The sequence below is a fragment of the Xanthomonas campestris pv. campestris str. ATCC 33913 genome (assembly GCF_000007145.1).
Lineage (GTDB): Bacteria > Pseudomonadota > Gammaproteobacteria > Xanthomonadales > Xanthomonadaceae > Xanthomonas > Xanthomonas campestris.
In genome coordinates this window covers 1,398,331-1,413,176 of sequence record NC_003902.1, presented here as the reverse complement: position 1 = coordinate 1,413,176, position 14,846 = coordinate 1,398,331, and the positions used below count along the sequence as shown (strand labels likewise).

11 protein-coding genes are annotated in these 14,846 nt (G+C 66.4%); 4 read left to right on the top strand and 7 right to left on the bottom strand.

Features of this window, described 5'->3' with window-relative positions:
* The first annotated feature begins 555 nt into the window (after nt 1-555).
* The 3 genes from mutS to katG all read left to right on the top strand — a co-directional run bounded on the left by mutS (nt 556) and on the right by katG (nt 6,799).
* A complete protein-coding gene (gene mutS, locus XCC_RS06275; RefSeq protein ID WP_372357252.1) occupies nt 556-3,111 on the top strand; it encodes a DNA mismatch repair protein MutS in 2,556 nt (851 codons plus the stop codon).
* A 519-nt stretch (nt 3,112-3,630) separates the two neighbouring features.
* Nucleotides 3,631-4,245: a DUF937 domain-containing protein gene (locus XCC_RS06270; protein WP_011036403.1), complete on the top strand. Its 615-nt coding sequence runs from the start codon at nt 3,631-3,633 to the stop codon at nt 4,243-4,245.
* A 307-nt stretch (nt 4,246-4,552) separates the two neighbouring features.
* Nucleotides 4,553-6,799, top strand: a complete 2,247-nt coding sequence (gene katG / locus XCC_RS06265; RefSeq protein WP_011036402.1) for a catalase/peroxidase HPI — start codon at nt 4,553-4,555, stop codon at nt 6,797-6,799.
* A 332-nt stretch (nt 6,800-7,131) separates the two neighbouring features.
* Here the strand turns inward: katG and XCC_RS06260 are convergent, their stop codons facing one another.
* A complete protein-coding gene (locus tag XCC_RS06260; RefSeq protein WP_011036401.1) occupies nt 7,132-7,539 on the bottom strand; it encodes an RNA-binding S4 domain-containing protein in 408 nt (135 codons plus the stop codon).
* A gap of 545 nt (nt 7,540-8,084) precedes the next feature.
* Here XCC_RS06260 and XCC_RS06255 point away from each other — a divergent pair.
* Nucleotides 8,085-9,560: an MATE family efflux transporter gene (locus XCC_RS06255; protein WP_011036400.1), complete on the top strand. Its 1,476-nt coding sequence runs from the start codon at nt 8,085-8,087 to the stop codon at nt 9,558-9,560.
* Nucleotides 9,561-10,662: 1,102 nt separating this feature from the next.
* Here the strand turns inward: XCC_RS06255 and rplS are convergent.
* From rplS to XCC_RS06225, 6 genes are all read right to left on the bottom strand, one after another.
* Complete coding sequence (gene rplS, locus XCC_RS06250) at nt 10,663-11,070, bottom strand: 50S ribosomal protein L19 (protein WP_011036399.1); 408 nt, start codon at nt 11,068-11,070, stop codon at nt 10,663-10,665.
* Nucleotides 11,071-11,214: 144 nt separating this feature from the next.
* A complete protein-coding gene (gene trmD, locus XCC_RS06245; protein WP_011036398.1) occupies nt 11,215-11,973 on the bottom strand; it encodes a tRNA (guanosine(37)-N1)-methyltransferase TrmD in 759 nt (252 codons plus the stop codon).
* 64 nt (nt 11,974-12,037) lie between these two features.
* Nucleotides 12,038-12,550, bottom strand: coding sequence for a ribosome maturation factor RimM (rimM, locus tag XCC_RS06240; RefSeq protein ID WP_011036397.1), 513 nt, complete (start codon nt 12,548-12,550; stop codon nt 12,038-12,040).
* A gap of 43 nt (nt 12,551-12,593) precedes the next feature.
* On the bottom strand, nt 12,594-12,854 hold the full coding sequence (gene rpsP / locus XCC_RS06235; RefSeq protein ID WP_011036396.1) for a 30S ribosomal protein S16: 261 nt from the start codon (nt 12,852-12,854) through the stop codon (nt 12,594-12,596).
* Between the two features lie 108 nt (nt 12,855-12,962).
* On the bottom strand, nt 12,963-13,760 hold the full coding sequence (locus XCC_RS06230) for an aminotransferase class IV family protein (RefSeq protein WP_011036395.1): 798 nt from the start codon (nt 13,758-13,760) through the stop codon (nt 12,963-12,965).
* Nucleotides 13,751-14,845, bottom strand: coding sequence for an NAD(P)H-dependent flavin oxidoreductase (locus XCC_RS06225; protein WP_011036394.1), 1,095 nt, complete (start codon nt 14,843-14,845; stop codon nt 13,751-13,753). Before XCC_RS06225 ends, XCC_RS06230 begins: the two co-directional genes overlap by 10 nt.
* Between the last annotated feature and the right edge of the window lies 1 nt (nt 14,846).

Genomic DNA, 14,846 nt, shown 5'->3' with positions numbered 1-14,846 from the left:
GGGAGCGGTTCTCAGATGGGGATGGGCGGCGCACGCCAGGAGCCGCGACGCACGGCGCCATGGATGCCACACCGCGTACCGGCCGCACGCGTCTGGCGGTGAGCGCAATGGACTTGTCAGCCGTTCCGAATCCGCACGCGAGTTCAACCGTTCATCGTCGCGGCCTGCGCTCCAGCGCAAGCGATGGCTGCTTCCCAACAGAGCCCTAATCAGCGCGCCGGCTCGCACGTGCAACCCGCTGCGGTCAGCCTGCGGCCGACGAACTGAGGTTTTTTTGCCATGTCGGCTTAAACTTGCACCCTCCACGGCCAAATGCACTCCGGCCACCGCTCCTCTTCCGTTCCATCGCAACGGGTCTGTTGGTCGCGACAGCGCATTGGCCTTTTTCGCGCAGCGCCGCCACACCGGCGTAGCAAGGCTACCGCCACGCGCCGCTTGCGACCCATCGACCGCCAGATTTATCGACCGCCAGATTTCCGGACAACGTTCTTGCAAACCGCCGACACCAAAGACAAAACCAAACTCAGCACGGGCGCCGCCGAGCACACCCCGCTGATGAAGCAATTCTTCGCAGCCAAGTCGGACTACCCCGACCTGCTGCTGTTCTTCCGCATGGGAGACTTCTACGAGCTGTTCTACGACGATGCGCGCAAGGCCGCGCGTCTGCTGGATATCACGCTGACCCAGCGCGGCAGTTCCGGCGGTGCGCCGATTCCGATGGCTGGCGTGCCGGTGCATGCCTACGAGGGCTATCTGGCGCGCTTGGTGGCGTTGGGCGAGTCGGTGGCGATCTGCGAGCAGATCGGCGATCCGGCACTGGCCAAGGGCCTGGTCGAGCGCAAGGTGGTGCGCATCGTCACCCCGGGCACGGTCACCGACGAGGCGTTGCTGGACGAGCGCCGCGACACGCTGTTGATGGCGATCTCGCGCAGCAAGCAAGGCTATGGCCTGGCCTGGGCCGATCTGGCCGGCGGGCGTTTCCTGGTCAATGAAGTGGACAGCGTCGATGCGCTGGAAGCGGAAATCGCGCGCCTGGAACCGGCCGAGCTATTGGTGCCCGACGAAGACAACTGGCCGGAATTCCTGCGTGGACGCGTCGGCGTGCGGCGCCGGCCACCATGGCTGTTCGACGCCGATAGCGGCCGGCGTCAGCTGTTGGCGTTCTTCAAATTGCACGACCTGTCCGGCTTCGGCATCGACGACAAGCCCTGCGCCACCGCAGCGGCCGGCGCGCTGCTCGGCTATGTCGAAGAAACCCAGAAACAGCGCTTGCCGCATCTGACCTCCATCGCGATGGAAGTGGCCAGCGAGGCGATCTCGATGAACGCAGCCACACGCCGGCATCTGGAGCTGGACACGCGCGTGGATGGCGATACCCGCAACACCTTGCTCGGCGTGCTGGACAGCACGGTCACGCCGATGGGCGGGCGCCTGCTGCGCCGCTGGCTGCATCGCCCGTTGCGTCTGCGCGAGGTACTGGTGCAGCGCCACCACGCGGTCGGCAGCCTGATCGACACCGGCGCCGATACCGACGTGCGCGAGGCCTTCCGCGCGCTGGGCGATCTGGAGCGCATCCTCACCCGCGTGGCGCTGCGCTCGGCGCGCCCGCGCGATTTCTCCACCTTGCGCGATGGCCTGGCGCTGCTGCCGAAAGTGCGCACGATCCTCGCGCCACTGGATTCGCCGCGCCTGCAGACGCTTTATGCCGAACTCGGCGAGCACGATGCCACCGCGCATCTGTTGATCAGCGCAGTGGCCGAACAACCGCCGCTCAAATTCAGCGACGGTGGCGTCATCGCCACCGGTTACGACGCCGATCTGGATGAGCTGCGCCGCCTGTCCACCAACGCCGACCAATTCCTGATCGACCTGGAACAACGCGAACGCGCCAGCAGCGGCATCGCCACGCTCAAGGTCGGCTACAACCGAGTGCACGGCTACTACATCGAGATCAGCAAGGGCCAAGCCGAGAAAGCCCCGCTGCACTACAGCCGCCGACAGACGCTGACCAACGCCGAGCGCTACATCACCGAAGAACTCAAGAGCTTCGAAGACAAGGTGCTATCGGCGCGCGAGCGCTCGTTGTCGCGCGAAAAACTGCTCTACGAAGGCCTGCTCGACGCACTCGGCGGCGAGCTGGAAGGCCTCAAGCGCTGCGCCAGTGCATTGAGCGAACTGGATGTGTTGGCCGGGTTCGCCGAACGGGCCCAGGCGCTGGATTGGTCGCAACCCGAACTGGAAAGCGCGCCGTGTCTGCACATCGAACGCGGCCGCCACCCGGTGGTGGAAGCCGTGCGCGACCAGCCATTCGAACCCAACGATCTGGACCTGCACCCGGACCGCCGCATGCTGGTCATCACCGGCCCGAACATGGGCGGTAAATCGACCTACATGCGGCAGAACGCGTTGATCGTGTTGCTGGCGCATATCGGCAGCTATGTACCGGCCAGCCGCGCGGTGATCGGGCCGATCGACCGCATCCTCACCCGCATCGGCGCCGGCGACGACCTGGCGCGCGGGCAATCCACCTTCATGGTGGAAATGGCCGAGACCAGCTACATCCTGCATCACGCCACGCCGCAATCGCTGGTGCTGATGGACGAGATCGGCCGCGGCACCTCCACCTACGATGGCCTGGCCTTGGCCGATGCGGTGGCGCGTCATCTGGCCCACACCAATCGCTGCTACACGCTGTTTGCCACGCATTATTTCGAGCTCACCGCGCTGGCGGATGCCTCGCATGCCGGTGGCGGCAGCGGCATCGCCAACGTGCATCTGGATGCGGTGGAACACGGCGAGCGCCTGGTGTTCATGCATGCGGTCAAGGACGGCCCGGCCAATCGCAGCTTCGGCTTGCAGGTGGCCGCGCTGGCCGGCCTGCCGAAGGCGGCGGTGCAGCAGGCACGCCGCCGGCTGGCCGAACTGGAGCAACGCGGCGGCGACAGCCACGCTGCCGAGATGGCACCCGCCGCGCTGGATGCACCGCAGCAATTCGGCCTGTTCACCGCGCCGTCTTCGGCCGCGCAGGAAGCCTTGCAGGCGCTGGATCCGGACGAACTGACGCCCAAGCAGGCACTGGAAGCGCTGTACCGGCTCAAGGCGCTGCTCTGAAGCAGCGTAATCCGGCCTGTGGCGCGCTGATCGCGTCACAGGTCTGCGCGGACGCAATGCTGATCAACGCCTGAAGTAAGCCGCGCGCCAGATCGCCAACGGTTTTTCTCGACAACGAACTGCACGTAGCCAACGTCACTCTGGCCGTTACCCACATCGTGCCGCTGCTGGAAAGCGACACGGCACCGCTACAACGCCCACCTGCGTTGCACGCTTGTCAGCGCTAGCAGCGCCACCTCAGGGATGCTGCAACTTCCTGTGTGCTGTACCGAAGACGCCACTACTGATTCCAGGCGCCGCGCAGTTTAGGCACTGCTACCGCAAGCTCTCTGCTGCAGCTAAAGCACCGCAACTGATCCGCAGCCGTCGCACGCTCCAGGCGCTGCCACCGCCCCCGCAGCGCACTCGCATCGACGCCCCGATACACGCCGCCCTACCGCCCCGCACCATCTCCGGATTGCCCTGCGCGCCAGACAAGCGCACCCTGCCGCAACGCTTGCTCACCAGGATTCGGCACCGATGACCACTTCCGACTCGCTCACCTCGCAACTTGCCGCGCAGCTGCAGGGCCCGCAGCTGCAGCAACTGGCCAGCCGCCTCGGCATCGCGCCGGAGCAGGCGCAATCGGCGGTGCAGACCGCTCTGCCCTTGCTGATGGGCGCGCTGGGCCGCAACAGTCAACAGGCCGGCGGCACGCAGGCGCTGGCTAGCGCGTTGCAGCGCGACCATGCCGCTGCACCAGACCTCGGCAGTCTGTTGGGATCGCTGCTGGGCGGCTCGGCCAGCGGCGCGCAGGCCAATGGCGCCGGCATCGTCGGTCACCTGTTCGGCGACAAGGCGCCACAGGCGGCCGCGGGCCTGGGCCAAGCCACCGGCCTGGAACCCAGCAAGGCCAACCAGCTGCTGCAGCTGCTGGCGCCCATCGTGATGGCATATCTGGCCAAGCGCTTCCTGGGCGGCGGCACGGCCGACACCAGCCAGCTGGGCAACGCGTTGGCGCAGGAACAGAGCCATGTGCGCAGCGACAGCAGCGTCGGCGGCCTGCTCGGCAGCGTGCTGGACCAGGATGGCGACGGCCAGCTCGGCCTGGGCGATGTAATGAAACTGGGCGGCAGCCTGTTCGGCAAGCGCTGACGCCGCCGACGCCTGGGCACCCACGTCCTATCGATAGCGTGACGCTATCGATATGGTTGGATAATTCGAATTCAACTAATGATCGGCGTTGTATATCGTGTGCCCACACCCATGCTGAGCCCGCCACCGATGCAGCCGCTGTCATCCACACCCGCCGTCGTACAGCGCCCATCGGCCGCCGCCCCGCCCTGACGCACTCGCGTCACCAACGTCGCCCAGATTCGCTTCACCACCGCCGCAGTCTTTCCACCAGCGCGCGCCCTCCGGCACGCAGCTCCCTACGTGCAGCCGCACCCAGGTAAATGCCATGACTACCGAAGCAAAGTGCCCCTTCAACCACAGCGTCGTCGGCGCCGGCACCACCAATCGCGATTGGTGGCCCAAGCAACTGCGTGTGGACCTGCTCAACCAGCACTCGGCCCGCTCCAATCCGCTGGCGGCGTCTTTTAACTACGCGGAAGCCTTCAAGCGCCTGGACCTGCAGACACTCAAGCAGGAGCTGCGCGCATTGATGACCGATTCGCAGGACTGGTGGCCGGCCGACTTCGGGCATTACGGCCCGCTGTTCGTGCGTATGGCCTGGCACAGCGCCGGCACCTACCGCACCGGTGACGGCCGCGGGGGCGGCGGCCGCGGGCAACAGCGCTTCGCGCCACTCAACAGCTGGCCGGACAACGTCAGCCTGGACAAGGCACGCCGCCTGCTGTGGCCGATCAAGCAAAAGTACGGGCAGGCGATTTCCTGGGCCGACCTGATGATCCTCACCGGCAACGTCGCGCTCGAATCCATGGGCTTCAAGACCTTCGGCTTTGCCGGCGGCCGGGAAGACACCTGGGAGCCGGACCAGGACCTGTACTGGGGCCGGGAAACCAAGTGGCTGGGTGGCGATGACCGCTACGCGCACGGCTCGCCGGGCGTGGACCAGGCGCATGGCGTGCTGGTCAAGGACGACGACAGCGAAGTGCAGCACACCCGCGATCTGGAAAACCCGTTGGCCGCCGTGCAGATGGGCCTGATCTACGTCAACCCGGAAGGCCCGGACGGCAATCCGGATCCGCTATTGGCGGCCAAGGACATCCGCGACACCTTCGGCCGCATGGCCATGAACGACGAAGAGACCGTGGCGCTGATCGCCGGCGGCCACACCTTCGGCAAGACCCACGGTGCTGCCGATGCGGCGCACGTGGCGGCCGAGCCGGAAGCCAGCGACCTGGAAAGCCAGGGCCTGGGCTGGCACAACAGCTTCGGCAGCGGCAAGGGCGGCGACACCATCACCAGCGGCCTGGAAGTGACCTGGACCACCACCCCGGCGCAGTGGAGCAACGACTTTTTCGACCACCTGTTCGGCTTCGAGTGGGAGCTGAGCAAGAGCCCGGCCGGTGCGCACCAGTGGGTGGCCAAGAACGCCCAGGCCATCATTCCCGATGCGCACGACGCCTCCAAAAAGCGTTTGCCAACGATGCTCACCACCGACCTGGCACTGCGCATCGATCCGGCGTACGAGGCCATCTCGCGCCGCTTCCACGCCAACCCGGACCAGTTCGCCGATGCCTTTGCGCGCGCCTGGTTCAAGCTCACCCACCGCGACATGGGCCCGCGCGCGCGCTATCTCGGCGCGGATGTGCCGGCCGAAGAATTGCTGTGGCAGGACCCGATCCCGGCCTTAAACCATGCGCTGATCGATGCGCAGGACGCTGCCGCGCTCAAGCAGACCGTGCTGAGCTCCGGCCTGAGCGTTGCGCAACTGGTTGCCACTGCCTGGGCCTCGGCGTCCAGCTTCCGTGGCTCGGACAAGCGCGGCGGTGCCAATGGTGCGCGCATTCGTCTGGCCCCGCAGAAGGACTGGGCCTCCAACGAGCCTGCGCAGCTGGCCCAGGTGCTGGCCACGCTGGAGCGTATCCAGGCCGACTTCAATGCACGCCAGTCCGGTGGCAAGCAGATCTCGCTGGCCGACCTGATCGTGCTGGGCGGCAATGCCGCAGTCGAACAGGCCGCGCACGCCGCCGGCCACGCGGTCACCGTGCCGTTCGCCCCCGGCCGCATGGATGCCTCGCAAGCGCAGACCGACGTGGAATCGTTCGCAGTACTCGAGCCGGTAGCCGATGGCTTCCGCAACTACGCCAAGGCCCGCTACGCGGTGTCTGCCGAAGCGCTGCTGATCGACAAGGCCCAGTTGCTGACCCTCACCGCACCGGAAATGACCGTGCTGGTCGGCGGCCTGCGCGTGCTCGGCGCCAACACCGGGCAGTCGCACAATGGCGTCTTCACCACCCGTCCGGGCGTGTTGAGCAACGACTTCTTCGCCAACCTGCTCGACATGCGCACCGAGTGGAAAGCCACGTCCGAGACCAAGGAAACCTACGAAGGCCGCGACCGTGCCACCGGTGAGCACAAGTGGACCGGCACCCGCGTGGATCTGGTGTTTGGTTCCAACTCGATCCTGCGCGCGGTGGCCGAGGTCTATGCCAGCGCCGACGCACAGGAGAAGTTTGTGCAGGACTTCGTGGCCGCGTGGACCAAGGTGATGCAGCTGGACCGTTTCGACCTGGCCTGAGTGAAGCGCAGCACGCGCTTGCTGCGCGCGCTGTCATGGCCGAGCGCGATTGCTGCCGACACGTGACGCCACTGCAGTAACGCAAACGCCCCGGTTCGCCGGGGCGTTTGCGTCTGTGGCATTGCGCGCGATTGCGCTGTGGCCGCGATATGGCGTTACGTGCAGCGTGGCGCGTGCAGCATTGACGTTCTGTGGTGCTGCGTCGTACGGCCGATAGAGCGTCTAGACGCCAGGACTCTGCGTCGTACGGCCGAGTGATCAAGTCACGAGGCGCGCCGCGCTTCATGCAACTCCCTCGCACGATGACCGGCCCGACATCCGCAACCGCAACGCTACAACGCGTCGATATCACCCAGCGCCGTGATCAAGCGACGTGCGCGTTTATCTGGCTTGCCATCGGGCGGGCGATACCCGGTGCGCTCGGCGGCACGTTGCAGCCGCCACTGCGCGCGCGCTTCGCGCGATGCCTCGGTTTCCGTGTAGAGCGCCTGCGCCACCGGCGCCGGGCCGCGCACCTCGCTCAGGGCCGCCACGGTGATCTCGAAAATTTCGCCGCCGCGGTCGATCCGCAGTTGCTCGCCGGTGCGCAGTGCGCGCGACGGTTTAGGACGCTGACCGGCCACACCCACCTTGCCGGTATCCACCGCATGCTTGGCAAGGCTGCGCGTCTTGAAAAAGCGCGCCGCCCAGAGCCAGACATCCAGCCTGACCGTGACCGCTGATTCCATCTGTAGAGTCATCGCGTTGTGCTTGTCGTGTCTGTTGAAGGGCCGCCGCAGCGCTCCGTCCGTTCGAAACTGCCGGGGGACAGGCAACGATCTGCTGCGATTTCCGATATTTGGGCCGGGCCCAGGGAACTCAAGCAAGGCCAGCCAGCGCGCAATGGCGTGCACGGGGCGGTGCCTGAACGCTTTGGTGTTGTGCTGGCCGCATGTGGCGTTACGGGCGCGCGCACGCAGTACTTGCAACGCCCCCAGTGCACCGAAAGCCCGCAATTAAAGTCGCTGCGGCACGCCTGGTGCGTTCACGCCAACCGCCGCCGCGCACAGGTGTCAGCAATCCTGGACCGGCTCTGCCAAGCCTTCGAGAAAAACTCCGGTAGTCACCGTCGTGCCCGCAGGCACTGCGCCGATCCCGGTGGGCACGCACAGCCGTCGCAGCTCAGCCGGAGCCACACCAACTTTCAGCGCGTATTTCCTCCGAACCGAAACGCGCCGCCGCCGCGCATGCATGCCGCACACCCGCAATGCTAGTGTGCGCAGCTTCCGTACATGGCTGGCCTGCGATGCCTAAATCCGCCGTATTGACCGAGGGACCGATCGGCAAGAACCTGCTGCTGTTCGCGTTGCCGATCCTGGCAGGCAACATCGCCCAGTCGCTCAACGGCTCGATCAATGCGATCTGGATCGGCCGCTATCTCGGCGAAGCCGCGCTCACTGCGGCGGCCAACGCCAACAGCATCATGTTCTTTCTGATCGGCTCGGTATTCGGCATCGGCATGGCCGCCACCATTCTGATAGGCCAAGCCATGGGCGCGCGCGACATCGCCCAGGCACGCAAGGTCATGGGCACCAGCGCCACGTTCTTTGGCGGGTTGTCGGCACTGATCGCCGTCGCCGGCTGGTGGCTGGCGCCACACCTGCTTGCCGCGATGGGCACGCCACCGGCCTCGCTGGCGCTGGCCGAGGATTACCTGCGGGTGATCTTCGTGGCCATGCCCACCATCTACCTGTTCGCGTTCCTGTCGGCGGCCCTGCGCGGCACCGGCGATGCACGCACGCCGTTTCGCTTCCTGCTGCTCTCGGTGGTGCTGGACATCGTGTTCAACCCGCTGCTGATCTTCGGCGTTGGCCCCTTTCCGCAGCTAGGCATCGCCGGCGCGGCCTGGGCCACGGTGCTGGCGCAGTCGGTGGCGCTGGCGGGGCTGCTGCTGTATCTGCGCAGCCGTGGCCACGTGCTGTGGCTGGGACGGCGCGACCTGGCGCTGTTCCGCATCGATCCCGCCATCCTGCGTGCGCTGGTGGGCAAAGGCGTGCCGATGGGATTGCAGATGGTGCTGATCTCGCTGGCCATGATCGCGATGCTGACGCTGGTCAACGGCTTCGGCACCGATACCGCTGCCGCCTATGGCGCAGCCCTGCAACTGTGGAACTACGTGCAGATGCCGGCGATGGCGCTCGGCGCGGCCTGCTCGACGATGGCCGCGCAGAATGTCGGCGCCGGCCTGTGGGCGCGCGTGGATGCCACCGCACGCACCGGTGTGGCCGCCAATTTCCTGATGACCGGCCTGCTCATCGCACCGCTGATCCTGTTCGACCGCTGGACGCTGGCATTGTTCCTGCCCAGCGACAGCCCGGCGCTGGAGATCGCGCGCCACCTCAATCACATTTCGATCTGGTCGTTCCTGCTGTTCGGCGTGACCTTCGTGGTTTCCGGCGTAGTGCGTGCCACCGGCGCGGTGATCCCGCCACTGCTGATCCTGGCGTTCGCGCTGTGGGGCGTCCGCGTGCCGCTGGCCAACCTGCTGCTGCCGCACCTGGGCGCGGACGCGGTGTGGTGGAGCTTTCCGATCAGCTCGGCCTGCTCGATGCTGCTGTCGCTGGCGTACTACCGCTGGGGTGGCTGGCGCAAGGCCCGCATGCTGGCAACACCGGCGCATCCCTCCGAACTGGCATCGGCAGCGGAAGTGCCGGCCCACCCGGCCGCCCCGATTGCCGACCCCGCCCCACTGACCGAGCCGCCTGCAGCGCAGCCGCGCTGATCGTTTAGCGAAGTTGCTGCTTACGATGCGTTGCAGACCGATCGAGCAATGCAATGCGATGCGCGAAGTGCTGTACCGCCGTGACCGACGCAATGAAACGCCAACGGCAACGTGCGCAAAAAAACCGCGATGGCCGCACGTGGCAACACAGCCGGCACCGGCGCAGCAAATGACGGACGGCGCTGCTCCGTAAAAGATGGCTAAATGCCGAAAGACGACGCGCGCATCACGCCAGCGGATCCTGCCACCTGTCATTCGGTCACCTGCTCAGTCTGCACATGTGTGCGACGAGACGACTTGGCAGCACTGCACACTAGCGCCGACCGCACGACGCGTGCGCTGCCACCAATGACGCAGTCACGCACTACGCAAGCTTGCGCCCGCAGCAGGGCGAAGACTCAGAGCGACTCACGCTGGGAAGAATGCGTGACACGTCGCGCGTGTTGAATGCATCGGTGCAACGACAGCTGCGCTGCAGGGTTGAACCACATGCAGTGCACCGACCAGCGTCTGCGCCAGTATCGCTACTGTCCGACAGAAACCGCATCGCGTGCCCTAACTGCATCGATGCAACGACAGTTGCGCTGCAACGTTGGACTACCCGTCCACTGCACAGCGCGTGCGACACGCATAGCTACCACTCGACACGAAACGAGCGTGTGCATCAGCGCAAGGACAGCTGAGCCGCACTGTTGAACCAGACTCGCTGCACTGCCCAACCCTGCTGCGGCATCGCTACCACCCGACAGCAAACGCGTCGCGTGCTCTGATTGCATCGATGCGTTGCCAACTGCGCGCTGCAGCGATCAATCACACGTGCCGCACTGCCGAGCGCCTGCGGCAACATCGCTACCGCCCGACAGCAAATGCATCGTGTGCTCTAACTGCATCAATGCATCGACAGTTGCGCTGCAATGTCGAACCAACCCGCCGCACTACCTCGCGTACGAAAGCCTCGCTACGACTCGACAACAAACCGGCACGCCACAACGGTCATTGCCATCGCATTGCTTACCGCCTTGCAGGCAGCCAAACGCCGAAACGCAAACAGCCGCCCGAAGGCGGCTGTTTGGCAGTGGCGGGACAAGCCCGCCAATGTGACTTACTCAGCCTTGGCAGCAGCCTGGCGAGCAGCCTTGGCCTGCGCAGCGGCAGCCAGATCTTCCTTGATGCGGGCAGCCTTGCCTTCCAGACCACGCAGGTAGTACAGCTTACCGGCGCGGACCTTACCGCGGCGCTTCACTTCGACCGAGTCGATGATGGCGCTGTGGGTCTGGAACACGCGCTCGACGCCGAAGCCGTGCGAGATCTTGCGGACGGTGAACGCAGAGTTCAGGCCAGCATTCTTGGTACCGATCACGACACCCTCATAGGCCTGCACGCGCTCGCGGTTGCCTTCCTTCACCTTGACGTTCACCACGACGGTGTCGCCCTGGTTGAACTCCGGCAGCTGGCGCTGGATCTGGGCGGCTTCGAAGTCAGCCAGGATGGTCTTGTTGAGTTTGCTCATGATGGGCACCGCGTGTCTGGTGATATTGGACCGGCAGTCGCCGCACGGCGATTGCTCGAGGTTCGTGGCAGGGCCAGACGCAAGGCTGGCCAGCAAGCCGCATATTATACCCCTATCTGTTTCGCTAGAGCTAGGGGTGAGCCCTTATTTCTCGTCGCCCGGGGCAAGTTCGCGACGGAACTCTTCCAGCAGACGTCGATCCTGCTTATCCAGCGTGGCCTCGTCGAGCAATTCCGGCCGACGCAGCCAGGTCCGGCCCAACGATTGCTGCCGCCGCCAGCGCGCAATGGCGCCGTGGTTGCCCGACCGCAGCACCTCCGGCACATCACCCCAGGCATGGCTGGATGGATGGCTGTAGTGCGGGCAGTCCAGCAGCCCCTGCGGGCCTTCGAAACTGTCCTGGGCTGCGGATTCGGCATCGTTCAACACGCCGTCCTGCAACCGGGTCACCACATCCACCAGTACCGCCGCACCGAGCTCGCCACCGGACAATACGTAGTCGCCGATGGAGATTTCCATGTCCACGGCCTGGTCGAGAAAACGCTCGTCGACACCTTCATAGCGCCCGCACAGCAGCACCATCCGTGGCAACTGGGCCAGCTCGCGCGCCAGTGGCTGGGTCAGCGGACGCCCTTGCGGGCTGAGGTAGATCACCGGTGCCGGCCGCGCATCGGCGGCTTGCGCCACTTCCAGACAGGCCCGCAACGGCTCGATCAACATCACCATGCCAGGGCCGCCACCGAAGGGACGGTCGTCCACCCGGCGGTAATTGCCCTGCGCATGGTCGCGCGGATTCCAACCCTTCAATTCCAGCAACCCACGTTCCTGCGCCCGCCCGACCACGCCGAACGCCGCGCATTGCGCGATGAACTCGGGAAACAGGCTGATGACGTCGATGCGCACTGGGGAATCGGGAATCGGGACTGGGAATGGGGAGAGCAAGAGCGGAGCAGAAGCACCGCTTCGATCAGAAATCCGGATCCCAGTCGACCACGATCAGATTGGCCTCGAAATCCACCGACTTGACGTACTCCGGCAACACAAACGGGATCATCCGCTCGCGATCGCCGCGCACCACCACCACATCGTTGGACCCGGTGGAGAACAGATGCGAGACCGTGCCGAGCTTGACGCCCTCGACGGTTTCCACCTGCAAGCCTTCCAGATCGACCCAGTAATACTCATCGGGCTTGGGCGGCGGCAGCGCACTGCGGGCGACATAGATCTCGGTCCCGTGCATGGCTTCGACGGTGTCGCGGTCGGTGATGTCGGGGAACACCGCAATCAGGTTCTTGCCCTGATCGCGCCCACGGACTCCACTGAGCACCGACTCCTGACCCGACGGCGTGCGCACGATCCACGGCTGATAGCGGAAGATCGCACTGCGCGGCTCGGTCCAGGATTCGAGCTTGAGCTCGCCCTTGACACCAAAAGCGCCGACAATCCTGCCTAACAGGATGCGGCGCTCGGTCGGCTTCATCTGTGTCGACTCTGGGCCAGGCAGCGATGCCCGGCCCTCAAGATCAGGCCGCAGCGGCCTGGGACTTGGAGGCTTCGCGATACAGGTTACGCACCTTGTCGGTCAGCTGTGCGCCCTGGCCGACCCAATGGTCGACGCGTGCAACGTCCAGCACGACGCGCGGCTCGGCGCCCTGCGCAACCGGGTTGTAGTAACCCAGGCGCTCGATGTTGCGGCCGTCGCGCGCGCTGCGCACGTCGGTCACGATGATGTGGTAGAACGGACGCTTCTTGGCGCCGCCGCGGGTCAGTCGAATCTTGACCATGGTGTGTAGTCCTAAGTTGCCCAGTCGCCAGGGTGGCGCGGTAAGCCGGCGATTATAGCGGGGCCCGGCGGCGAAGCCAACCCACCGGCCAGCAGCGCCTGTCATCGCTCAAATCGCTTGCCAGGGCTGGGTCTGCAGGGCCTGGGCCAGGAGCGGCAGTTGTGCAGTATGCGGACCCCAGCGGGCCGGCCCCATCGCCACGATCGCCTGCTGCCCCCGCGCATTACAGGCAAACGCCCCATCAAACCGGTCTAGTTCCTCCAGTGGCACCGGCCGGCGGATCTGGCTGACTCCCAGCGCCTCCAGCCCGGCCTGCAGCAGCTGTTGGCGGGTGCCCAGCAAGGACGCGCCCTGCGGCCAGACCACGCCGCCACGCTCCCACAGGCCAAGATTCCAGAACGCACCTTCCAGCACCCTGCCCTGCGGGTCCTGCAGCACCACGTCGTCGTGATCAGCGTTCATCGCCAACCGCCGCAGGTGCAGCAGCGGGAACGTGCCCACATGTTTGAGCTCCGGCTGCTCACGGACGTAGGGGGTCACCTGCACCCGCAGCCCGGTGTCGGGCATGTCCAGCGGCGGCGAGACCGCCATCAGCACGTCCAGCGCCACCTCGCGCAGCGGGTTGCGGAAGTCGTACTCCTGCGCGAACACGGTAATCCGCACACTGGCGTCGGCCATGGCAGAGGCCTGCAGGGCCGTCTGTAGCTGCGCACGCACCTGCGCGGGAGTGAGTTCCTGTCCGAACAATGCACGGCTGCCCTCCTGCAGCCGCTGCAGATGCAGCTCCAGGCCCTGGGTGGCGCCGCCACGCACCTGCAACGAGGTGAAGTGGCCGTAGTTGACCAGCGCCGCGGCGCCGAGCTGGGCCGCGGTAGCAGGCGCGCCGTTGCAGAAGATCACCGGCACACGCGTGCCTGTGCCTGGGCCCACCACTGCGTGACGAGGTCGGCGGCCGGCTGCGCGGGCGCCATCCATGCGGACTGCCCGGCCCAGGCCTGCAAGGCGTCAAGGCGATTCTCGCGGGCGGCCGCCTGGCGCATCACCGCCGTCAGCGCGCGCTGTACCGGGTAGGGCGCCGGCGGTGGCGCGTCCACTGCGGCGGCGGCGCGGACGTAAGCCGTGGCGATCGACCGCCCCAGGCGCCCGGAAAATGCACGTGTTGGCCAGGTCTGCTCCGGCTCTGTGGCCGCCAGGGCGTTGGCCCAGGCGCCGGGCAGCGCCGCTTCGGGCGTGCGCAACAAGCCGGTGCCGATCTGCACCGCGCTGGCGCCCAGGGTGAGGGCCGCAGCAATTCCACGTGCATCGGCAATGCCGCCGGCGGCGATGACCGGAATCTCCAGGTGGTCGACCAGACGAGGCAGCAACGCGAACAACCCGGTCATCTGGCGCTCGGCCTGGCTGGCATCGAACGCGCCGCGGTGACCGCCGGCTTCCGCCCCCTGCGCAACCACCGCATCGGCGCCCGCAGCCTGCGCCGCGCGTGCCTCCTCCAATGTGGTGGCGCAGGCGAACCAGGCGATGCCGGCGGATTTCAGGCGGCTGACCTGATCGGGCCGGAACACGCCCATGATCGAGGAGGCCACTGCCGGGCGGGCCTCCACCAATGCATCGAACTGCGCATCGAAACCGGCCGGGGTGGCATCGCCGGCATCGGCCGCCACCGCCGGGCCCCACTGCTCCAGAAATGCACGCATGCGCGCTTCGGCATCGGCGTCGCGGTCGGGCGCCGGATCGGGGATCCACAGATTGATCTGCGCAGGCCCGTCACTGGCCTGCCGGAAGGCCTGCACCCAGGCCACGATGTCCTGCGGTTGCGAGAGCACCGCGCCCATCGCGCCCATGCCGCCCGCCGCGGCCACCGCAGCCGACAACGGCACCGGGCAGGCGCCGGCCATCGGGCTGAGCAGGATCGGCACGCGCAGCCCGAAGCGCTGACAGAACGCGGCTACGTGCGCATAGGGACCGTCTGTCGCCAGGGTCGCGGCGGCCATG

Coding starts and splice junctions, on each gene's coding strand:
- mutS (WP_372357252.1), top strand. CDS start 556: ATGAAGCAATTCTTCGCAGCCAAGTCGGACTACCCCGACCTGCTGCTG.
- XCC_RS06270 (WP_011036403.1), top strand. CDS start 3,631: ATGACCACTTCCGACTCGCTCACCTCGCAACTTGCCGCGCAGCTGCAG.
- katG (WP_011036402.1), top strand. CDS start 4,553: ATGACTACCGAAGCAAAGTGCCCCTTCAACCACAGCGTCGTCGGCGCC.
- XCC_RS06260 (WP_011036401.1), bottom strand. CDS start 7,539: ATGACTCTACAGATGGAATCAGCGGTCACGGTCAGGCTGGATGTCTGG.
- XCC_RS06255 (WP_011036400.1), top strand. CDS start 8,085: ATGCCTAAATCCGCCGTATTGACCGAGGGACCGATCGGCAAGAACCTG.
- rplS (WP_011036399.1), bottom strand. CDS start 11,070: ATGAGCAAACTCAACAAGACCATCCTGGCTGACTTCGAAGCCGCCCAG.
- rimM (WP_011036397.1), bottom strand. CDS start 12,550: ATGAAGCCGACCGAGCGCCGCATCCTGTTAGGCAGGATTGTCGGCGCT.
- rpsP (WP_011036396.1), bottom strand. CDS start 12,854: ATGGTCAAGATTCGACTGACCCGCGGCGGCGCCAAGAAGCGTCCGTTC.
- XCC_RS06225 (WP_011036394.1), bottom strand. CDS start 14,845: ATGGCCGCCGCGACCCTGGCGACAGACGGTCCCTATGCGCACGTAGCC.